At 35.0% G+C, this 23,460-nt stretch carries 18 protein-coding genes; 9 read left to right on the top strand and 9 right to left on the bottom strand.

Features of this window, described 5'->3' with window-relative positions:
- Positions 1-443: 443 nt before the first annotated feature.
- Together EL260_RS17260 and EL260_RS17255 are read left to right on the top strand one after the other, a co-directional pair.
- Positions 444-1,451, top strand: a complete 1,008-nt coding sequence (locus EL260_RS17260; protein ID WP_123856593.1) for an OmpA family protein — start codon at positions 444-446, stop codon at positions 1,449-1,451.
- Positions 1,452-1,998: 547 nt separating this feature from the next.
- The gene (locus EL260_RS17255) at positions 1,999-2,919 is read left to right on the top strand and encodes a patatin-like phospholipase family protein (RefSeq protein WP_123856590.1); all 921 of its coding nucleotides are present in this window, start codon (positions 1,999-2,001) and stop codon (positions 2,917-2,919) included.
- Positions 2,920-3,004: 85 nt separating this feature from the next.
- On the opposite strand, the gene EL260_RS17250 is transcribed toward EL260_RS17255, so the two are convergent.
- The 7 genes from EL260_RS17250 to EL260_RS17225 form a co-directional block, all read right to left on the bottom strand.
- Positions 3,005-4,333, bottom strand: a complete 1,329-nt coding sequence (locus EL260_RS17250) for a hypothetical protein (protein ID WP_123856589.1) — start codon at positions 4,331-4,333, stop codon at positions 3,005-3,007.
- A 354-nt stretch (positions 4,334-4,687) separates the two neighbouring features.
- Positions 4,688-5,932, bottom strand: a complete 1,245-nt coding sequence (locus EL260_RS17245; RefSeq protein ID WP_123856587.1) for a radical SAM protein — start codon at positions 5,930-5,932, stop codon at positions 4,688-4,690.
- A 23-nt stretch (positions 5,933-5,955) separates the two neighbouring features.
- A complete protein-coding gene (locus EL260_RS17240) occupies positions 5,956-6,921 on the bottom strand; it encodes a hypothetical protein (RefSeq protein WP_123856585.1) in 966 nt (321 codons plus the stop codon).
- Between the two features lie 118 nt (positions 6,922-7,039).
- Positions 7,040-8,182 carry a hypothetical protein gene (locus tag EL260_RS25845; RefSeq protein ID WP_198418049.1) on the bottom strand — a complete coding sequence of 381 codons (1,143 nt, stop codon included), beginning with the start codon at positions 8,180-8,182 and terminating at the stop codon, positions 7,040-7,042.
- Positions 8,183-8,210: 28 nt separating this feature from the next.
- Entirely contained in the window at positions 8,211-9,986 is a 1,776-nt protein-coding gene (locus EL260_RS25840) for a type I restriction enzyme HsdR N-terminal domain-containing protein (protein ID WP_198418048.1), read from the bottom strand.
- Positions 9,987-10,189: 203 nt separating this feature from the next.
- Entirely contained in the window at positions 10,190-10,366 is a 177-nt protein-coding gene (locus EL260_RS17230; protein WP_123856584.1) for a DUF3606 domain-containing protein, read from the bottom strand.
- 99 nt (positions 10,367-10,465) lie between these two features.
- Complete coding sequence (locus EL260_RS17225) at positions 10,466-10,699, bottom strand: helix-turn-helix domain-containing protein (RefSeq protein WP_002977873.1); 234 nt, start codon at positions 10,697-10,699, stop codon at positions 10,466-10,468.
- 92 nt (positions 10,700-10,791) lie between these two features.
- On the opposite strand from EL260_RS17225, the gene EL260_RS17220 reads away from it, so the two are divergent.
- Positions 10,792-11,337, top strand: coding sequence for a hypothetical protein (locus tag EL260_RS17220; protein WP_123856583.1), 546 nt, complete (start codon positions 10,792-10,794; stop codon positions 11,335-11,337).
- Positions 11,338-12,517: 1,180 nt separating this feature from the next.
- On the opposite strand, the gene EL260_RS17215 is transcribed toward EL260_RS17220, so the two are convergent.
- On the bottom strand, positions 12,518-13,735 hold the full coding sequence (locus tag EL260_RS17215) for a hypothetical protein (protein ID WP_123856581.1): 1,218 nt from the start codon (positions 13,733-13,735) through the stop codon (positions 12,518-12,520).
- A gap of 437 nt (positions 13,736-14,172) precedes the next feature.
- Between EL260_RS17215 and EL260_RS26165 the strand changes: the two genes are divergently transcribed.
- Positions 14,173-15,138 carry a GNAT family N-acetyltransferase gene (locus EL260_RS26165; protein WP_317127336.1) on the top strand — a complete coding sequence of 322 codons (966 nt, stop codon included), beginning with the start codon at positions 14,173-14,175 and terminating at the stop codon, positions 15,136-15,138.
- On the opposite strand, the gene EL260_RS17200 is transcribed toward EL260_RS26165, so the two are convergent.
- Positions 15,130-15,987, bottom strand: coding sequence for a LysR family transcriptional regulator (locus EL260_RS17200; RefSeq protein WP_123856580.1), 858 nt, complete (start codon positions 15,985-15,987; stop codon positions 15,130-15,132). The two genes, EL260_RS26165 and EL260_RS17200, sit on opposite strands and share 9 nt — an antisense overlap.
- Before the next feature lie 283 nt (positions 15,988-16,270).
- On the opposite strand from EL260_RS17200, the gene EL260_RS17195 reads away from it, so the two are divergent.
- From EL260_RS17195 to EL260_RS17175, 5 genes are all read left to right on the top strand, one after another.
- The gene (locus EL260_RS17195; RefSeq protein WP_123856578.1) at positions 16,271-17,071 is read left to right on the top strand and encodes a DUF5694 domain-containing protein; all 801 of its coding nucleotides are present in this window, start codon (positions 16,271-16,273) and stop codon (positions 17,069-17,071) included.
- A 309-nt stretch (positions 17,072-17,380) separates the two neighbouring features.
- Complete coding sequence (locus tag EL260_RS17190; protein WP_123856577.1) at positions 17,381-18,052, top strand: hypothetical protein; 672 nt, start codon at positions 17,381-17,383, stop codon at positions 18,050-18,052.
- A 516-nt stretch (positions 18,053-18,568) separates the two neighbouring features.
- Positions 18,569-21,073: a PIG-L family deacetylase gene (locus EL260_RS17185; RefSeq protein WP_123856575.1), complete on the top strand. Its 2,505-nt coding sequence runs from the start codon at positions 18,569-18,571 to the stop codon at positions 21,071-21,073.
- Positions 21,074-21,173: 100 nt separating this feature from the next.
- Positions 21,174-22,865, top strand: a complete 1,692-nt coding sequence (locus EL260_RS17180) for a sodium:solute symporter (RefSeq protein WP_123856573.1) — start codon at positions 21,174-21,176, stop codon at positions 22,863-22,865.
- 35 nt (positions 22,866-22,900) lie between these two features.
- Positions 22,901-23,419: a DUF2911 domain-containing protein gene (locus EL260_RS17175; RefSeq protein WP_123856572.1), complete on the top strand. Its 519-nt coding sequence runs from the start codon at positions 22,901-22,903 to the stop codon at positions 23,417-23,419.
- Positions 23,420-23,460: the final 41 nt, after the last annotated feature.

Genomic DNA, 23,460 nt, shown 5'->3' with positions numbered 1-23,460 from the left:
ATGATTTAATATTTTAGCTGTCTTTTCCTTCAGTAGATCGTGCTTGAATTATTTTTTGATTAAAAAATTAAACACGAAGTTCAATAATACTTCTGCCATTATTTTAAATGGGCAAAACGATGTGACTTCGTAGCTGATGAAGCAGTATGCTTATCCATCCGCTTTTACGAATCAACTTTGTTGATTCTATCTTTGCTCACTTAAAAATCAGCGGTTTGAAAAATAAAAGCTTTGCATCAAAAAATATCATCCGCACATTATTTTTAATCACTAAAATCCTTAAATCTAGGTACTTTCCCATTCGCATTTTATTTGTAAGTTAGTGCCGCAAAAAATAATGCCGTATAAAATATACCGAACGATTTTGATGCAGAAGGATTTGAGTTGTTTTATCCCTCACTATTTAAAAGAAATTATACACCATAAACCTAAAATGTATTAACATGAAGAAGACACTGATTATTCTATCCATAGGCGCTTTGCTTGCTGCCTGTAATAAAAAGGCTGAACAAAAAACAGATACAGCTCACGATACTGTCGCTCTAGAAGATTCCAGGGCAGCAGAAAAATCTTCGGGAGGAACAAATGATTTTGATATCAACTCCATACCGGTTTCTACCGCTGAGGTAGGTGATCTTCCTTTTTTCAGTTTTCCCAAAGGACTGGAATCCCAAAACAAACCGGTACAAAGAAGCTATGATATGCTGTTTTTCCCACTTAACGGCATAATGACGCCCATAGAAGGAAAAGTTTGGAAAACATATGTCGTCAACGAGAAAACTAATAAGGAAGATTGGTCGTTGCCGTATTTTTTGAAAAGCTATGATGACGCTATTACAAAAGTGGGCGGGGTAAAGATATTTGACGGTAAAGTTTCCCAGCAGGAACTTGACAGAATAAAAGAAGACGCAAAATACTTTGGAGAAGAGGGTTCTATAGACTATTGGAATGAACCTGTAAAAGTCTATGTCATCAGAAGAACCAATGGCGATGATATTTATATTCAGCTCTATGGAAATACTTCTACCGGAGGAATACAAATACTCCAGAAAGCACCGTTTAAACAAACAATTTCCATCCTAAAATCTGATGAAATAAAAAAAGAATTAGAGGCAAAAGGCAAAGCTGTATTGCATATTAATTTTGATACCGACAAAGCGAGCTTACAACCCGATGGCAAAACAGCCGTAGATGAAATAACAAAAGTCCTGAAAAACGACAGCAACCTGAAATTATCTATTAACGGCTATACCGATAACAGCGGAAATGATGCCCATAATCTCCAACTCTCAAAAGATCGTGCCACAGCCGTATTGAATGCGATAACCACATCAGGCATCGATAAAGCAAGACTTTCAGCAGAGGGCTTCGGCAGCAAAAATCCGATAGCAGATAACAGTTCTGAACAAGGGAAGGCACAAAACCGTAGAGTGGAGCTGGTGAAAAAGTAATTTTAACCTGATAAGAATATAGAATGAAATATTCTTTTGCTTAAAAAGTTGATGCTTTGCTCATCAGATATACATCAGAGTAGAAATTGATCTGCTCTGATTTTTGTTTTGGTAACTATATACAAATTTACATTAGGTTTATTGTTTAGTTGTTTCGCCTTGTCATTCTGACGAAGGAAGAATCTAAACTCTGAATGAGATTCTTCCTTCGTCAGAATGACAATAGTGTAAAATTATATAAATGCCTTTGTTTTTATAGCTCTACTATTAGGATGAAATTTTAGCAAGTCCCTGATCTCTCCTTTTTGCTGATGCTCCAAACCCGCTGCGCAAAGTCTCCTGACTTTAAGCTGGTAAATAAGATGATTCCCGTTATACTTGCTCCGAAGTCAGGAGGCTCCGGAGAGCGGAGGATTTAATTTCCATACATGGAATAGTCAGGTGAATGTATGCTTTGGTGTACTCAATCTTGTAGTGGGTTGAATGTATTATGAATAACATATTTGATTTATTATTACATTAGTACTACGTTAATTTTAAATCAATTATGAAAGCATTGGTCATTTCAGGAGGAGGGAGCAAAGGGGCTTTTGCAGGCGGGGTAGCTGAACATCTTATAGAACATAATAAAAACGACTATGAACTCTTTGTAGGGACTTCAACCGGAAGTCTTCTGATTCCTTTTCTTGCTCTTGGAGATATCCAAAGAATTAAAAAGTTGTATACCACCATCGAGCAGTCCGATATTTTTACGGTTTGTCCGTTTAAAATAACGAAGAAGAACGGTGAAGTAAAAGTAGGGATCAATCATCTGGCGATTATCAGGCAGTTTATAAAAAGACAAAAGACATTAGGAGACAGTACCAACCTCAGAAATCTTATCCGCAATAGTTTTACAAAGCAGGATTTTGAAAGAATAAAAGAACTGAAAAAAGAAATTGTAGTCACAGTAGCCAACCTTACAACGCAGCAAATAGAATATAAGTCTTCTAATGAATACAGTTATGAGGATTTCTGCGACTGGATCTGGGCTTCATCCAATATGGTTCCGTTGATGAGCTTATGTCAAAAGAACGGAAATGAATATGCTGACGGAGGCTTTGGAAACCTTATCCCTTTACAGCACGCCCTGGAGAAAGGAGCGTCATCCATAGATACCATTGTATTGCGGCTGGAAAAAACGTCATACAATAATCCACCTCTCCAGAATGTATTGGATGTTTTTGCCCGTACCATAGATTTTATGCTGAATCAGATTGCCAGTGACGATCTTATTATTTCACAGTTGGAAGCGGCAACCACCAATGTACACATCAATTTCTTTTTTATCAACAGGATACTCACCACCCATTCATTTATATTTGATAAAGAGGAGATGGCAAAATGGTGGCAGGAAGGACTGGAACTTTTCCAAACCATCGAATGCAAAAGTTTATTGTTAAAAGCGAAGCCTGCAGACCTTATTTAAATGAATGATAAAGAGAGTTACAAATGCTGGTTGGCTATGATTAACAAAAATGTTGGAAGCCGGAGAGCTCCATATAAATTGACACCTATTGATCCGAAGTTTTTATCTGATTCGGAAAATCCTGAGTGGCATAACGAACCTTGAGGTCAGGCAGCATTAAAACGGGTGGTTTTTTACCGGACATAATTAATACCTGATCGATTGGACGGGCATCTGCCGGTGAATCTGCAACGAAAGCCTGAATGAGCCTTATACCTGATTCCGGCAGGAGGTTCTGAGGAACGGAAATGGAATGTCTGTTCATCTTTAATAGCCATTCTGGGCGGCCATTGATAAGTTTAACTGGCGGATGAACTACCTGTAAATCCACAGCTCCGGATAAAAGGCCCGTAGTTAAAGGTTTACCCTGATTCAATAAAACGACTGATGTTTTCGGAGCCTTTAATGAGGCAATTTTGTATAGGTCAACGTCAGGTCTGTTCATTGGGATAGGGGATAGTCCGGCTTGATCAATCGTCAGAGGGTCTATGCCGGTTTTCGCTTTAAGAGTAGCGGCCATTTTCAGATAAGGTTTTTCTTCGTTGAGAACAGGCCCTTCAGCGGCATGGCGCTCGCCGACATACATAAGAATTTTGGCTTCCGGAAAAGACTGCACAGCACGACGAATAAGATTGTCAGCCTGTTTCTCTTCGCGCTCCTGAGCTGTATATCCGCGGCCGGCTGTCTCGTAAGATACCGGATGATACCCCATTGCTAGCGATTGTCTTACGAAATCAGCGAAAATGGGATCATCAAAATAATAACCACTATAGAAATCACCTGCTCCTCTCACGACTCCATCTGCCGACAGCTGATCCATTTTGCGGCGTTCTTCCTGATCATCTGCATACGGTCTCAAAGCTTCCATAGCAAGAATGGTATAGCCAAGTGGTTGTAAAGCTTGGGCCACTTCAAGTCCGAAAGCACGCCCACGAGGATCCAGGTGATTCTCATTCAGGATAACGATACGGGTATGACGCGCGCGCTTTACTATTTCATCGATGGCATTAGTGCCTTTAGATAAACGCAAGTTCGCAATCTGTTCTTTGGGTACATGGAAGTCCGAACTTTTAGCCTTATTGAATGTTGGTATTCCGGTCATTGCAGACATCACCTGTGCCCATTGATCCACCACATCGGGATCATCAATCTGATCCACACTTTCTACATTCAATCTTTTGAGCATACCAAATGAAGCCTCCAGATACAACCCATGTGAAACATCATCAATAGATTTCTTATAAGCCACTAAAAGCGTATCGTTATCTATTTTCTTTATCGGAAGAACAGCGGTTGATTGTGCTGGGATTATGGTAAAAGCAGATGTAGTAAGGATCATCAATAAACTAAAGCGAAGCGGTATTGCAATTTTCACAGGGATAATCATTTTTTTATGATACAATTATAGTCAAAAAAACGATTAAGTTGAGTGTTTGTGATATAGATTACAGATTGACAGGAGTTCTATGCTGCGCAAAATATTACAAGTTTGGGGTAGTCAATAAGATTATTTCCTTTAAACATATTTCAAGTCAAAAGGCTTCGGCAGTTCTGAACAAGGAAAGGCGCAGAACCGTAGAGTAGAGCTGGTGAGAAAATGATGTAAAATCTATAAGAATATAGGATTAGATATTCTTTTGCTTAAAAACCCCAACGCAAGCTGGGATTTTATTGTTTTGATTTCTATTGAACAAAGTCGGGGAAATTTGAGTGCAGAAAATTTATCTTTTTATTTAAAACGATTAAATTTTAGTGCTTTAGCAAGATGAAAAGCTTCTTGCGAAATTTTGAATATTTTCATTCCATCATTATCGAATGTTTTAGTATCTGTAATACCTTGAAAAGCAAGCGGCCCATAACCGGAAGTTGCATTATTCCATTTATGAGCCATAAATTTTTTAATATTATTTTCACCTTCAATTCGTGTTTTTGAATTAAGATATCTTTTAATTGATCCTGATGGAGCCCATTCTGTATTAAGATGATTATAGGTTAGTAACTGACTGTTATCAGATAATGCATTTCTAATGGCTTGAGGAAAAGTATGTGTATAATAATTACCAAAGCCCTCAATCTCCGCTGTTCCAGAGCAGCACGCACTACTACCATCAAATGGTAACAAATCAGTATCAGCTGATGAATATTGTATATTATATTGGGTTGCAACTTTTATCAGTTCCCTATGAAAATGGTTTGCATAATCATTATTAACTAGAAATTCTAATCCACTGATTTTATTGTCTGAGTAATACTTACTTATATCCGTATTTAAAGATTTATTAATGGTTTCGAGTAATTTTTTTTTCCCAATAAAAGGGATTTTAAGAAATTCAACCGAAACATGTTTAACCCCAGCCGACGCTAGTTTGATTAATGCTTCTTTAGCTTTTTCTAAATTTCCAGGAATCATTGGCTGAAGCCTTGCAGAAACCCAACAAGATGAAGCAATTAGCTTAATCATTTCTAATCTTTCTGAAGGTAAGGGGGTGTTAACTTCTAATTTTTTTGAAAGTTCATCATTTAATGTACTAAACGAAACTTGTATTACAAATTTGCCACTGGAAATTAAATCTATATAATCTTCTTCAAAAAGAAGGTTTCCCTTAGTTGAGATAATTGTTGGATATTGAAAATGTGATAAAATTGTTAAGGTTTCAAAAGTTTTTTTCTTTAATGACTCATATGGCATAAACGGATCACTCATACCTCCAAAGTGTAATGGGACTTTTCTTTTCAGGAATTGAGAAATAACATTCTTGCGATGATTATCTTCTTTTAGACGTAAAAAAATATTTTCAAATGCTTTTGTATTTATTGTTTTTATCCCTTTTGGTGGATGATTCCCTCCTCGGTTTTTAGCAAAACAATAAGAACATCTAAATGAACATTTAGAATAGGAATCAAGCCTCAAAGGTAAGCTACAATGTGAAATTTGAGAGCTTATACTTAATGCATAATCATAATTAGTTGCCATATTATAAATAATTCGAAATTTGACTATTTCCCAGATATATTATTAGTTTTTGTTATTTCAACTGAATCTGTTTTTTTTGTAGAATCTAATTTTACTTGAGATTTTTGGTCTATTTTTATTTCTTCAGGGGTGGTATAGTTTTTTGATATATTCATATTTATCGGTGTAGTTGATTCATCTTTTGTTGTAAATGGAATGTCTGATAAAAATATCCCTGAAAGTATTGATATTATTATTGCTGGAATGACCACCCAAAATGTAGTATTAACTCCCTTAGACATAATATCTGTTAATTGTCTCTCAAATTTATTTTTATAAGCATTGTGAACTAGTAATAGATATGCATGCTTTAAATTTTGAATATATAAATCACGAGGAGTAGATTTTATAAAGTTTTCGAAATAGAAACTTGCCCCAATAATATATCCATTAACACCAATTTTATCTTGTTCAAGCTTTTTGCTCTTTTGCCATGCTGAAGAAATAAATGGAATTTTAGATAATCCTTCAACGCCATGATAAAACCATTCCCAGCTGTTTCCTAAATTTGGAATTTTTGTAGTATCAATTTTTAAAAAGTGATATCTATCTGATTTTGTTTGCCAATAAAAGCATGTGATGACACGGAAAGCTGTAATAATCATTGTAAGAAGCCCCAAACATATAGAGATACTAATTAAATAAACAAGTGAAATAGATGAGGATGTTATAAATTTCAATAGTAATCCAAGACCAGTCAGCCCTATAGCAACAAGTTGTAAAGCAGCCTTATAGTAGTCGCCTCTTCGTTGATCCAAAACTTTAGTTAGATCAAGATAATGTTTTATTAAACCTTCTGCTGTTTTAGATTTTGTTTCAATTACCTTTAATACTTCTGGGTCCGTACTTTCAGGGATTTCAGCAAAAAGTTTATCAATTTTCTCAAATTCAATACTCATTCTATCAAGAAATTCTTGATCCGGTTTATTTGTATCCTTCCACCAATCCATAATTTTGTTTTTTAGTTAACTTAAATAATTACTTGTGATAAAAATATATAGATTAAACGACAAAAGCTGTCGCATTATATTTTATTTATATTTTGGATTTAGGTTAGGATTAAAGTTTTTACATATTTATACATTTTTTTTTTATAAATTTTTCCAAATCAGACCTTAATATTTTATAAACCCAACCTCTAATGACGCAAAAATCATCAGCTTTTGTTATTTTCATATTAGGTAGTAATTGAACTGTATTTAATCCTTCATTGATAAGAAAAGCATCAAGTGAAAATGGTCTTAGAATAGATACTTGATCATCTTCAAATGCTTGATCTCTTCTTTCAATATCATAGTAGTAGAATTTATTTATCTCACTTGTAGAACGGCGATATCCAAACATACCCTGCTTTAAAATATCAGAATCTTTCATATAAAAAAAATATTCATGTGGTATATTTTTATAAAATGAAAATTTTTTCTTAAAAGTTGGAAAAAGATCTTCTACAAATTTCTGATATACATTTTCTAAATGCTTAAAAAATGTTTCTATATATAATTTTGCTTGATCTTCACTATATTGGAAGGTTCTAAGTTTATTTAAATTGTATTCATTAAGTTCTTTTGCTTCTATAACTGATTTGTCAGGATACGGTAGGTGGTGATTTTTAATTTCATTATATCCTCTTTTTAACAAGATATTTACAATTTTAAATAGTTCTTCAAAAATAGCAATTTCACCACCGAAACAAAGTTTAGGTATCTCCTTATTTGTTTTAAAAGCTTCTTCAACTTTTTGATCAAGTAGGGGTGAAGACATACCTTTTCTATGTTTATAATGATAGTTTGCTCTAATTTTATATAGTTTATTTCTTAATTCTTTTAAGTTGATAGGGTATATTTGATCAAGTCTTGGTAAATAATAATCAATTGGTTCTATTTCGTAACCTAATTTTCTGTGATAATAATAAAGTATTAACGATATTTTTTCTAAAAGTATGATGTCAGAATTGTAGGTAATTAGTTTATTTTTATTAACTATTTCTTTTAATTGTTTAAATAGGTTTTCTTTTATGATTTTCTTTTGGTTTGAAATTAAAAAAGGTGTATTACTTCCATATACAGAGTTTATTCCCATTCTTAAAAAATCATCCCTATTTAAATCTGAAAAAGGATCTGTTAAATTTTCGAATCGAACTTTTTTTGATGAATTAGGCTTTAAATGAAATAGAGCATATCCATCATCATTTAGAAGATCCTTCGGAAGCATAATACCAATTTCCCCTTCTGTTTTTGGATCAAATAATTTTTTGAAATTTTTGAAATTTTTTTTCTAAATAAGAATTATAATTATTTACATACTGAACAGCTTTATCTTCTTTAAATTTAGATAATATATATTTATGAGATACACTAGCATTTTCAATATAAAAATCGATAGCACTTTGACCAATATAATTTTCATAAAATTCTTCAAGAATATTGTAAAATTGTGTATCACTCAATTGATCAAGTTTGTAAGTGTGAAAGCAAATAATGTAATCTCGAACTTTAGAATAATAAAAATTTACATTATAAGACTCCTCTTTATTAGACCTAATAAGTATGTTTCTTGAAAATAACTCTTCTGGCAAGTTATCATCAATCGCGAAATTTAATTTTTCTAAGAGATTATTGACATCCAATCCGTCATCTTCATACTTTTCTAATGAAGTATAATTACGACTCATTAGTATTTTTCCAACTTTTGCAAGAATTCTTATACCAGATTGAAAACGTAATTCTGTTTTTTCAAGAGACTCTTTGATATAGTTTTTTATTAATTCTTTATCATCTATTTTATCAGGTATTTGTTTATGATTATAAACCTCACTGAATATTCTTAAGAAAAATCCGTTTCTTAATTCATTTGATAAGAGTTTAGAAATATCTCCTTTTAAATTGAAACTATTTTTATATTGTAAAGTGATATTTTTAAGTTCATCATCATTAAATTCTTTCAATAAGAATGCAGGATTATTATTGGAGTCACTTATTCTCTTATGGAATTTACAAAGTTCTTCAAAAAGATGAGTATTTGTCCCTTTTATCTTTAAAATACCATCCCAAATGTTTAATTTACAACTTATACAAATCTTGATCTGACTTAAGTTTCTACATATAAGAGCTATTTCACTTAATTCTAATGAAAGATTTGGGTTCGTGCTTTCATCTATTGCATCAATGAATATTAAAATTTTTTTATTTAAAAATCTTCCTAATTCATCAAGCTTTTTTAAAATTAGGCTACTTTCACTTTTACTCGAAAAAACTCCATTTAAATCTTGAGCAATATGTTCAAGTGGCGATTTATTAATTATAGCAGCATTATAAAAGAATACAAATTTATCTTCTAAATTTTGGATAGCTAATGAGCACATTACGTTTGTTTTGCCAACACCTGCAGGTCCCACTATTCCAAAAAAGTTTGCGTCCGAGCTAATAAATTTATTAAATACTGTTAATAAATCCTGTCTTTCATGGTAAAGTTCTTTTACAAATTTAGAAGAGGGAGTATTAATATCTCCAACAATGAGTCCCATTCTATCTTGAACTTGTTTCTCACAAAAGAATTTCAGATTTTCAGAAGAGAATGACACCAACTTTGTAAGTGCCTCATATCTTATTTTTAGCTCAACATCACTTGAAAGTTTATAATCATTTTTCCAGAAAGCAGATTCTTCTGAAATTTTTTTATTGGTTAGTTCAGATCTGGATACAGAATCAAAAATTTTTGTTACTTTTCCATTAGTAATTATGGTGAAAGGTGCTATATCGTCCAAAAGAGATCTTGCGTATGAGATACCTTGATCTATATCATTTTGGGTTATAGAAATTGAGTCATTTTTTAATTCAATGATAAATAGATTTCTACCATTTCTTTTACATAAAATATCTGATCTTCCCTTGATGATTTTTTGAGTTTTTCCAAGTCTTATGGTAAATGATTTTTCCAACGAAATCTCAGACTGATCAAAGCCCAGGTCATGCAAAAATGGTAAAAGTAATTTTCCTCTAATTTCTTCTTCGTTCATTGATATATTTTTAAATTATCTTAATAACTATGGGGAATTAAGATAATATTCAAATATACAAATACATAAATGTTGTTGCAATAAATATTTGTATTGATCATTGGATAAGTAATTAATGCAGACTAGAATGTTTTCTTAGAATAAATCCTAACTCTCGTCAGGATTTATTACTAAAATAAAATTTTCCTATTGAAAAACTTCCATTACTTTCCAAGATACTTTTGAACGGCAGCGGTAGAAACTCCAACAGCTTTAACTGCATCTTTTAATTGTTCTTTGGTAACACCAAACTTTTTTGACCAATATTCTAGCTCCCAACTTTCGTTTACATTCACTTTGGTTGCATCTTGTGGCCTTTTTTTGCTTAAGTCATCGCTCATAATAAATAATTTTTAGGGTTAATAAGAGCAAAGGTACATGAGCTTAAAATCATATCCTTACGGATTTCCGTAAAGTAAAAATCCCAACTTTCGTCAGGATTATTCATTTATAAGTTTAAAGAAATCAGATAAACTAATTTTTCTTGCTTCACATATTTTAAAAAGTGTTTCAACGGGTATTCTGTATGTTTCTTCACTTTTAATTTTTCTAATGGTACTTTCTTCTACACCATGATTTTTGGCAAAAGAATTTTGTGACTTGCCTTCTTGAAGCCAAGGTATCAACCATTTTTTTGTAATGTATGAACAAATTTTCTCGTTTATATCTGTCATAGAACAAATGAAATAATTAAATAATAAAAAATTACGGTCGATCGACCGTAATTGGATTTGTTTTATTACATTTATAAAAAAAATACAACCTCATGAAAAAAATAAAAACACATTTCGATACCCGGTTTCGGGCAGACAAGAAGCACTCCGGGCTACAGCTGATGGAAACTTTCTTCCATTTCAATGAGCTGGATGATTCCAAAGAAATGCTCAGCAACTTAGTGAACTATGCGGTAAAGAGAAATAACTGGATCAATGAAGATCCGGCGGTGATCTTCCAGTTTCATCAATCGATGAGGTCGTTGATGCGGGCAGGCTATCTCATCATGCTGAAGGAAAGGAAATGGACTGTAGATACCCAGCCGGAAAAGATTTCCCCGTGGCTTCTTGGCCTGCTTTCGGAGAAGGAATACCGGAATCCGCTGCTGGTTTTCAAAAAAGCATTCGGAGCATACACCCTCAAAGAATTTGATTATTTTATGTCCGGAATCGTCTATTTTTCCATGGGTGTCTATGAAAATCTACCGGAAAGGAATATCGTGATGCCCTACATCCATACGGTTAAAATGCTGGATGCTGCACACCTTATCATTCAAAGAAGGCGAGAAAAGAAAACGGCTGACATTAATTTAGGATAGAAGGGTTGTGTATAAATTATTGATTCAGATGGTTAATGTATTGACGATGTGTTTTTTTTAAACGCAAAGATTTAGTTTTATTATGCATATTTTCAGGGAGCAAAGGATAGAATCAACTTTGTTGATTCGTTGAAGCGTGTGGCTAAGCATAAAGCTTCATCAGCGACAAAGTCGCACCACTTTGCCTCCTTACAATAAAGCAGAATAAAACTAAATCTTTGCGTTTAATCTTTTCATCAAAAGATAATTCCAAGTATGATCTATGATAATGTAATGATAACGTTTTTTTTTAACGCAAAGTTTTAGCTTCATTATGTATATTTTCAGGGCTTCATCAGCGACAAAGTCGCCTCATTTTACCTCCTTACAATAAAACGGAATTATCCATAGACTTTGCGTTTAATCTTTTACTCAAGAGATAATTCCAAGTATGATCGATAGTTATAGTAATGTGCTGATGGTTTTTTTGACGCAAAGTTTTAGCTTCATTATGCTTATTAGTAGGGAGCAAAGGATAGAATCAACTTTGTTGATTCGTTGAAGCGTGCGGATAAGCATACTGCTTCATCAGCGACAAAGTCGCATCACTTTGCCTTCTTACAATAAGGCGGGATATCCATAGACTTTGCGTTTAATCTTTTCATCAAAAAATAATTGCAAGTATGGTCTATAGTTATAATAATGTATGTTTTTAGACGCAAAGTTTTAGCTTCATTATGCGTATTTTTAGGGAGCAAAGGATAGAATCAACTTTGTTGATTCGTCGAAGCGTGTGGATAAGCATAAAGCTTCATCAGCGACAAAGTTACACCACTTTGCCTCCTTACAATAAGGCAGAATTATTGATGAGCTTTGCGTTTATCTTTTTAATTAAGAAATAATTTCAAATATGACCTCCACCTGGGCAAAGTTTCCTGACTTTGAGGTTATAGAGTCGTAAGGTTATTTCTTTTAAACCTGTTCCAATGTCAGGGGACTTCGGAGAGCGTGGTTCAGAAAAGATAAACCATTAAGGAAGATGAAGATTTTAAGGAAAGTTAAGATCCATCAAAGATGGATAGGGCAGTTCGCTTAAAAATAGCTTTAGCTGTTCCCTTAACTTTTCTTAAACCCTTAAAAAATCTTAATGGTTCAATATATTTAATCAAGAAAAAATGCCCCTGAAAAGGGGCATTGTATATTATGGTGCTTTTACTTGCTCTATCTTGATGAATATTTTAGTAAGATTGGGTTGGGAATTGCCTGAAGTGGGAGCTCCGGCCATAATGGTTGCGGTATAAGCGGTTTTTGAAGAAGGATTACTGTCTATCCAGGTATATCTTCTGTGCTCAGGTCCGCCACTGGCCCCATCTATAATCCCTATGTTCCCCCAGTATGCATTACCCATTGCCCCTGTGCCTTGAGGATACCAGGTAGCTGATGAATCTGCCATACCGCCCCATACTCCTGACGTAATATTGTTTGTAGTTACCGCTGAACCAATATAACCACCATATTCGGTATTATAATTCCAATACAGATTAACGGTAGAACCTGTATTATTATACAATTGTACATTAGGATTGGCAAGGGTAGTACCACTTGTGGTATCAAATATTACCCTGATCGAATACTTACCATCTGGGGTAGTAAGAGGGAAAGTATAGGCCTGTTTCCCATTGGCATCGGTTGTTAGGGTAGAATATCCCATCACAGCAACAGATGCAATGTCTGCACGGCTGGTATTTCCTACGGTAGCATTACAGTTTTGTGCTGCTGTTAAGAAAGGAACGGTAGTGCTGGTCATAGGAATAGTCATATCATTAGCCGTGGTAGGCGTTCCGGTCACTGAGAATACCAATTCACCATCACCAAACTCTAAAGTTCCGGGTCTTAGCTGGAAAGTTAATCCGTTTACTGTAAAAGGAGCTCCTGAATTATACGAGCCTCCGTTTCCCTGGTTATAGGTAACTCTCAGGTTTCCATTGAAAGGAGTACCGGGAGCATACGTAGAAGGATTTAAGTAAGCGGTAGTACATTGTAATGCGGAAATCGCTGGAGAGATGGTATTGGTTGCTTCTGTAAGTCGTTGCCATACTGATCCATCAAAATAATAATACCCCATAGCAGTAACATTGATACGCTGTCCTGTATCATCTCCTCCGGTAACATCCGTAATATAAATTAATGCGCCTCTCTGATCGCTGCTATAGGTAGCCGTATTGGCGGTAAGCTCAGCTCTTGTAAGCCTTGGAGCCTGTAATCCGAATGTTTGTGTGTTATCCGTAATCACTCCTGAACCATCTCTTTTAGCAGACACATCCATCGTTGTTTTTGGTGAAGCTGTATTGATGCCAACTTGGGCAAATGAGAATCCAGCAATAAGAATAGCACTGAATTGTGTAAATTTTGTTTTCATATTAAGGTGTTGTTTTGGTAAGTCAAAGATAGCTTTTTTTATGAATAAATAAAAAAAATACCTTTATAGTTGAGGAAAAGTAATTAATTCGTAATATTCTATTAAAGTATGGGATTTTAAATAAGTTTGTCATGTTTTTATTGAAGTGCTTTATGTTGGATTAAAACTCGTTATTTTATCTAACCGGCTCTAATCATTTTGCTCACTTAAAATAAAACAGAATGATCATGAACTTTTCGCTCATCCTTATTAATGCAAAAATCAGATCAAATAATTAAAAAATAGCATTTTTCTGCATTATTCTACATGCTAATTTTGCTCTCAAATAAAATGACTGTTACCCTTGGGACAGATCCGGGCAAAAATTCTAGGAACGTCTTGGAGCAAAAGAAAATAAGGATTGGTTAAATTAAGAATGCACCCTATAGAAAATGGAAATGATTATAACAAAAATTACAGAAAACGATATAGCAGAATTACAGGAGATCAGTAAAAAAACGTTCTCCGAAACATTCTCCGAGGATAATACAGCAGAAAGCATGACGCAATATCTTGAAACAAGTTTTGCAGCAGAAAAGCTTCATGCCGAGCTCAACGACAGAAACTCCGAATTTTACTTTGCCAGGGTGGATCAGAAAGTCATAGGATATTTAAAGCTCAACACAGGTTTATCACAAACTGAAATGAGAGGGGATCATGCGCTTGAAATTGAAAGGATATATGTTTCTAAAGATTTTCACGGAAAGAAAGTAGGACAGGCTCTTTATGACAAAGCGATTGCCATTGCCACAGAAAAAAATGCAGATTACGTTTGGCTGGGCGTTTGGGAAAACAATTTGAGGGCTATTAATTTTTACAGCAAAAACGGATTTAAAGCGTTTGATAAACATATTTTCAGACTCGGAAATGAAGAACAGACTGATATTATGATGAAACTGGATTTAAAAAGCAACACAATGAAAACTGAATTTTTTATAAAATCATTCGAAGAATTATCCACTATCGAACTTTACAACATATTAAAATTAAGAAGTGAAATATTTATTATAGAACAAAATTGTGTGTATCAGGATATTGATGATAAAGATTTAAAATGCCATCACCTGATGTGTTTAGTAGATGGAAATCTGGCAGGATATACCAGAATTGTTCCGCATGGTTTGACCTACGAAGACGCATCCATTGGCCGCGTTGTAATTGGTTCGGATTATAGAGGATTGGGATTAGGAAAACAGCTGATGGAAAAATCTATCAAAGGCTGTCAGGATATTCTTAAGGAATCAAGAATCCGGATCAGCGCACAATTGTACCTGCTGAAATTCTATAATGCCCTAGGTTTTAAAGAAGTAGGAGATTCTTACGATGAAGACGGAATTCCGCATATAGAAATGGTTTTAAATTAATTCCAGAATATTTTTAAGAATCGGATTAGGGTCGTCTTTTCGCCATTGGATGTACAAATCTGTAACAAATGGAATAGGGATAAAACGGATTCCGGTATTTTGGTGAAGATGATAAGAATGCGGCAGAATCGAAATGCCTAATCCGTTTTTAATCAATGAAATAATAGTAGAGCCAAACTCACAGCGAATATAAGAATCAAGATTGATGTTGTAAAAATCGAGGACTTCCTGAACCAGTACATTGTAACTGCTGCCATCATCTCCTGTGGTTAAAAGAAATTTCTGATCTTTCAATGTTTCTGCAGAAATATCTGATAAGGTTTTAAAATGATGATTTTCAGGAACTACTAAAGAAAGATTTTCCTGGTTTAACTTCTTTTCATTAATTCCAGAATACGTATTGATATCACGGGAAAATGCCAGATCTATCTTATAATTTTTAAGATAATCTTCCTGAATTTCATTAGTCAGCTGAAACAATTCCAGATGAAGGGTTGGAAAAGCAGCCGAAACCTTTTTTATAAAATCGGGTAAAACCGAAGAGGAGATAGAATCGGGATGTGCAATTCTTATCGTTCCATATTCACCTAAATGAATTTGCCGGGCCAACTGATGAAAAGATTCCATTTGACTAAGCTCTTCGCTCCATTTTTCCTGCAAAAATTTTCCTGCTGGGGTAAGTTTCACATTTCGTTTATCACGATAAAACAGCTGAACGCCCAGTTCACTCTCTAAAGACTGAATGTTCCGGCTCAAAGCAGATTGTGTAATATTCATTTTCGCGGACGTATTCCAAAAATGAAGTTCTTTTGCCAATGCCAGAAAATATTTGAGCTGTTGTAGATCCATTGATGCAAATTAATCATTAGTTAGACAAATTTAATAAGTAAATTGAATTAAACGGACCTCAATAAAAGAAAACTGTAAACTTTAAAAAATCGGAATCAGGTATTGATACTAAGAAAGCACTATTTTTTTAAAGCAGTGCTTTTTAATTGTTTGTAAACTGTAATTAAAATTTGTGGCTCATGGAAAAAACTCGCATCTTTAGCCCGTAACATCATGCAGCGGCAAGATGTTGGCGGCTATTATACCGCAGAAACTATTTAACAGTGAAAACAAAATAAAAAACATGAAAAAGATAACGCTATTTTTTGCTTTAGCTTTTGGGATTATAGTATCCGGACAGACTCAGAAAACAAAGATTTTATTAATCGGAACGATTCATTTTGAAACCCCGCATACCGATCAGTTTGAATTAAAGGTAGACGATTTTTTAAGTGCAAAACGACAGAGTGAATTAGAAAACTTAACGAATGTTCTGTCTCAGACAAAAGCTACTAAAGTAATGATTGAAAGGCCAATTGACAAACAAGGCGCTACCGACAGTTTGTACAGTTTATATGTAACAGATCGTTATAAAATGACAGTTTCAGAAAGAGAACAAATTGGTTTCAGGTTAGCTAAAAAATTAAAATTAAATCGTGTAAACTGTATAGACAAATTTTATGGAATGACGCACGATAGTTTAATGGCTGCAACTGCAAAAGAAAACAATCAACTTTATTTACTGAAGGACTTACAGGTCCATGCAAAAGCAATGATCAGTGATTTTGATAATAAACTGAAAAATGGTACCATAACTGATGTTTTAAAATACATCAACAAACCTGAAGAATTAAAAAGGAACTTATCAATTTATCTGAATTATATAGCAAAGGTTGGAGCAGGTAAAAATTTTGCAGGAGCACAATATGTATCAGATTGGTATTTAAGAAATCTTGCCATTTATTCAAATATTCTCGATCAAATTGAACCTTCAGACCACTATGTTGTTTTAATTTTTGGGCAGGGACACATTCCTATCTTAAAACATTTTTTAGAAAACAATGATAATTTTGAGGTGGTGGAGCTTAAAAGTGTATTAAAATAAAAGCCCCTCAACAACCCTTTTGAGCCAGTTAAAATGGAGTTAATGCTTGTTTATATTAAGTTTTCGTTAATCCAAAAACTGATCATCTATGCATTTTCAGTTATCTCCAAGCATTGAAACGTTGGGTGTCATTTGCAAACAGCAGAAATAACTGAAGTTGCTGGAATTAACAATTTTATAAAATATAATCGGGCAGATCCAGGTATAGAATGCCATAATTTTCTCTATATTTAGACGATCTATATAAAAATGGCCTGTGTCTGCAATTTGTGGTCTACAGCATGCTGATAAACAAATATAAAAAGGACAATGCCAATACATCAATTCCCTCTGGACGGAGGCATGTTATATAAAGAAACAGATATGGCTCAGTTTTTCCCTGAGCCGTTAAATGCAATAACAGCTGCATTCTTTTTAGCCTTAGCCATTTTTTGGACCCTTAAAATGAAAGGACATTTTAAAGAATATCCTTTTTTAACGTACTGCCTGGTTTTATTATACATAGGTGCCGTAGGAGGAACTGTCTATCATACATTCAGGCAATGGCCGGTATTTATCATGATGGATTGGTTACCTATTATGGTATTGTGCTTTTCTGCCGGGTTTTATTTTTTAGCTCAGAGCCTCAAATGGTACTATGCTGTTGTAATGGTTCTTGTATATCTGGTATTGATGCTGGGGTTGAGAAATTGGATTTTGGTAGATAAGACTTCTCTTTTTATCAACGTAAATTATGCAATCATGGCTTCATTTGTGCTTTTTTCGGTATTACGATATTTAATCTATACCCAATGGAAAGCCGGTAAATGGGTAGGATTTGCTTTATTGTCGTTTGCTCTCGCACTCACCTTCCGGATCATTGATAAATGGGAATGGTTGAGTTTCGGAACCCACTTTTTATGGCATACTTTTGGGGCGGTAGCCACATTTTGCATGTTTAATTATCTCTATCTTACACGGGATATAATGAGAAAAAAATAAGTGGTTTTTATTTTCTTTGAAACTTTAATTCATACGCGATTATCAATATTTTGGTTCTTTTTAACTTCATCGAACTCTGAGTTTGTGATTAAAAGAGTTTCCCGCAGATTCCATAAATTTCACAAATGTTTGTGAACATTTTCTCTCGCAGATTTTATTTTATAAAGGGACTAAACCTTATAGGTTTTTAATATGCATAAGTTTTAAAACCTATAAGGTTTGATTCGATAATTTCCAAAAGATCTCAGAATTCTTATGGGTGAAAAATCTGCTCAATCTGTGATAATAATAGAAATCTTTGATTTTTTAAGATTCTTATATACAAAGTATATAACTTAAATCGCTTAAGTGTTTAAAAAGCTTTTGTGTCTCCTTTAGGGTTTAATAAAAAAGTTTAAACAGCTTTATCGATAATTAGCAATAAAGTTTATTTTATTTTGTGAAATTCAGAGTCTGATTCTTTTACTATTGAAAGAAAGATGATTTACTTATATTTGCCCTGCAAAGCAAATCTAAATGTTCAAAAAAGTAATCACTGTATTTATCCTTAGCTTTTATACGGGGTTTTGTTCGGCCCAACAGGTTCGGCCCTCCAAATCCTCTGAAATTTACCGCGATCTCAAAACGCTTAAACAGCTGCCTAAAGTTTTATACCTTGCAGCGCATCCTGATGATGAAAATACAGGATTACTCTCCTGGTTAATCAACGATCAAAATGTAGAAACGGGCTACTTGTCTTTAACGAGAGGCGATGGTGGTCAGAATTTATTAGGGACAGAGCAAGGGGCTGCATTGGGTTTAATCAGAACGCATGAGCTTTTAGAAGCGAGAAAGTTAGACGGTGCCCAACAGTTTTTTACCCGTGCGATTGATTTCGGCTTTTCTAAAAATACCACTGATACTTTTAAACAATGGGATGCAGACAGCATTACAGCGGATGTGGTTTGGGTCATTCGTAAATTCCGTCCTGATGTTATCATTTGTCGTTTTCCTCCTACTGCTGCGGCAGGTCACGGACAACATGCTGCTTCGGCTGTAGTGGCAGAAAAGGCTTTTAAGCTGGCAGGGGATAAAAATGCTTTTCCAGATCAATTAAAATATGTCAATGTATGGCAGCCCAAACGCGTTTTGTGGAATACTTTCCGATTTGGTGGGGTCAATACAACAGCTGAAAACCAACTGAAAGTTACCGTTGGACAATATGATGCGCAACTGGGAATGGGCTATGGTGAATTGGCAGGATTAAGCAGAAGTTTACATAAAAGCCAGGGGGCGGGAACACAGTCTGTAGCTGGTATCAGAACTGAATATTTTGCCCATGTTCTGGGTGAACCTGCAAAAGAAACACTTTTTGACGGAGTTGCTAAAACCTGGACCTCACAAGGAAACGCTGATATTGACCAATCATTAGATACAATTATTTCCGCTTTCAATTTCAATAATCCGGACCTTAGTTTACCTGCTTTGCTTGCTTTGCGAAAAAAGGTGATGGCGTTAAAAGATACAGATCTGAAAAGGGATAAACTTCAATCTCTTGATCAGATCATTTTGAGCTGTGCCGGATTTATGGGTGAAGTGGTGACCAATCAGGCTGAAGCTGTTGCCGGAGATCATTCCAATTTCAGGTTAAATCTGGTTTCAAGAGCTGCCAATCCTGTCGTTTTAGAAAATGTAAAATGGTTAAGTCAATCAGAAAGCTTCAATAAAAAACTCTCAAAAGATTCTTTAATTACCATTCAACATGACATTCAGATTCCTGCTGATGCAGCACTCACGGAACCTTACTGGTTAGCAAAACCTCCTACGAACGCAGCAACTTTCTCTGTTCCGAATGAGACTTTAGTCGGTTTGCCTGAAGCAGAATCACCATTGAATGTTTGGGTTGGTTTAAAAATCGGTTCAGAAGATTTTCAGGTTAAACTTCCTTTATCTTTCAAGAAATTAGACCCGGTGCGTGGTGATGTAGTTGAAGCCTTACGTATTGTTCCTGCAATAGAACTGAAATTTACACAGCCATTGTATGTGGCCAAAGACAATGAAGATGTACATTTGAGTTTAAATGTTAAGGCTAATTCTAACAAACCATATAGTAAGGGTGTTCTAAACCTGATGTATAACGGAGAACGATTAGGCAGTGCTGATGTTAATTCAATCAATGGGAAAGATACTACCATCGATTACGTTATTCCGAAAGCTAAGCTTGCTGCAATACGCTCATCCCGTCTGCAATTGGATGCCAATTTTGTGGCAGATGGAGTCACCTATCATAAAAAACAAATAGTAATTCAGTACCCGCATTTACCTTCCTTGCAATATTTTGAGCCTGCAACAGCCACTGTAATGAAGGGCGATATTCAGGCAAAGGTTAAAAAAGTGGGGTATATAGAAGGTGCGGGCGATTTCATTCCCGAATTCCTACGCATTGCAGGGATTCAGGTAGAGGTCCTGAAAGACGAAGATTTTTATGGCAACATAGATGGATATGGCGGAAATGGTAGTCAAAATAAGTTATCGCAATATGATGCCATTGTATTGGGTGTTCGTGCCAATAACACAGAGAAAAAACTGGGTCGCTGGATGCCTTTTTTATGGTCTTATGCAAAAGCGGGAGGTAATTTGGTGATGCAGTACAATACCAACCAGGATACATCCGTTGACCAATTGGGAATGTACAATTTCAGCATTGCCAATAAGAGGGTTACCGAAGAAAATGCTGCGGTTACGTTGTTAAATCCCAATCATAAGTTACTGAACTTTCCGAACAAAATTACTAAAGATGATTTTAAAGGCTGGGTGCAGGAGCGTGGTGCCTATTTCCCTGCCCAATGGGATGCGGCATATGAACCGCTTTTTGAAATGCACGATACGGATGAAGAACCTCTGCAGGGATCAACTTTATATGCTAAATACGGGAAGGGCAATTTTATTTATACCCCGTTGGCATTTTTCAGACAGCTGCCTGCAGGAAATGTGGGTGCGGCACGTTTATTTTTAAACTTTTTATCTGCACAAAAAAACTGATGAACAAACAACTTAAGAATTGGAATATCTGGTACATACTATTAGCTGTTGCATTAGTATTGCAGATCGCATTTTATTATTGGTTTACTAAATTCTGGGCATGAGTACTATAGATTGGACAGTTCTTATTTTTACACTTGTTGTAGTGGTGGTTTATGGCGTATTGATCGGTCGTGGCCAAAAAAGCAACGAATCTTACCTGAAAGCAGATAATAAAATGCCTTGGTATATTGTGCTTTTAGGAATTATGGCTACCCAGGCAAGTGCCATTACCTTTCTTTCAGCACCGGGCCAGGCGTATACAGACGGGATGCGTTTCGTGCAGTATTATTTTGGTTTGCCTTTGGCGATGATTGTGATCTGTATCACTTTCATCCCGATTTTTCAGCGTTTAAATGTTTACACTGCCTATGAATATTTAGAAAACCGTTTTGATAAAAAAACAAGGGTACTTACCTCATTGCTATTTCTTTTTTCGAGAGGTTTATCAACAGGAATCAGTATTTACGCTCCGAGTATCATCTTGTCAAGCGTTTTAAACTGGAATATTTACTTAACCAATGTTTTAACAGGAGGTATTCTGCTGATTTATACCTATGTTGGTGGAGCAAAAGCAATTGCTCACACCCAAAAATTACAGTTTCTCATTATTCTGGGAACCATGGCTTTTGCAGGGTATCTGCTTATTCAGAATATGCCAAATGGAATTGGTTTTAAGGATGCACTTTATCTGGCAGGGAAGTCAGGAAAGCTCAATGTTATCACCACAGAATTCGATTGGAAAGATAAATACAATATCTGGAGCGGGCTGATTGGTGGTTTTTTTCTGGCACTTTCTTACTTTGGTACTGACCAGAGCCAGGTGGGGAGGTATATAACGGCGAAAGACACTACCAATGCAAAAATGGGCTTACTGTTGAATGGATTGGTTAAAATTCCGATGCAGTTTGCAATTCTCCTGATAGGTGCTTTGCTTTTCGCTTTCTTTTCCCTGAAACCAGCTCCTATCTATTTTAACGAACGTTCTTATCAATATTTAAAGGAAACAAAACCTGAACAGGCTGCTGTTTTTGAAAAAGAACATCAGGATTTACAACTTAAATTCAATGCAGAATCAAAAGAAATTCTAAAGTTGAAAGAGACTCATTCGCCCGAACTCAATAAAACAATTCAGGATTTTAAAAACACACAAACCGAAGTAAAAGCACTTCACGGAAGGGTAGAGGAAGCAATTAATCATTCAAACTATAATGCGGAGAAAACGGATACCAATTACATTTTTCTGTATTTCGTAAAAAATACCTTGCCTGTAGGGATGATCGGTTTACTGTTTGCTGTCATTTTTCTGGCCAGCTGGGGTTCCATTTCGGCAGCACTTAATTCTCTTGCTGCCTGCTCATTAAAAGATGTTCATCTGATATTTAAAAAAGAAATTCCTGATGATGCCACCGAATTGAAGTATAGCCGACTGCACACTTTGGCCTGGGGTATTTTCTCAATCGGTGTGGCCATGTTTGCAACGCAGATGGGTTCCCTTATTGAAGCGGTTAACGTATTAGGTTCTCTTTTCTACGGCCCAATATTAGGGATTTTTCTGGTCGCATTTTACTACAAAAAGATTACCGGTTCCAATGTATTTATAGCGGCGATATTATCAGAAATTACGGTGATTGCCGTTTATCAGTTTGATATCGTATCGTTCCTTTGGCTTAATGTAATTGGGGCAGCGGCAGTCATAATATTTTCTGCAATCGGGCTATTGTTTTATAAGCCGAAAGAAGTAAATTCGTAAACAAACAATAATAAAAACAAATAAATAAGAATAGTATGAAAACAATGATTAAATCAGTGGTCGTAGTTATGGCTGCCATGACAATTTCAGTGAATGCATTTGCTCAGGAGGCTAAAAAACCAGCTAGCCCTCCGGCTACAGCAACCGGAAAAATTAAAGATGCAACTATTACAATAGCTTATAGCAGTCCTTCTGTAAAAGGACGTACCATCTGGGGTGGTTTAGAAGCGTATAATAAAGTGTGGCGCGCAGGTGCCAATGAAGCCACAACTTTCGAAACGGATAAAGATATTACTGTTCAGGGTAAAAAACTGGCTAAAGGTAAATATAGCTTTTTCTTAATTCCTAAAGAAAGCGGAACCTGGACTGCCATCTTTAACAAAGAGCCAAAACAATGGGGTGCTTATAAATATGAAGAAGCAAAAGATGCTTTACGTGTTGATGTAAAAACAAAAGCTTTACCAGCCACACAGGAAACTTTAGTGTATAAAATAAACAATAATGGATTCACAATGGATTGGGATAAAATCTCAGTTCCTGTAGAGATCAAATAAATGTAAATAGAAGAATTTAAAATCCCGGTTAATCCGGGATT

This window comes from Chryseobacterium nakagawai (assembly GCF_900637665.1).
GTDB lineage: Bacteria > Bacteroidota > Bacteroidia > Flavobacteriales > Weeksellaceae > Chryseobacterium > Chryseobacterium nakagawai.
This window is presented reverse-complemented; position numbering and strand designations above follow the sequence as displayed.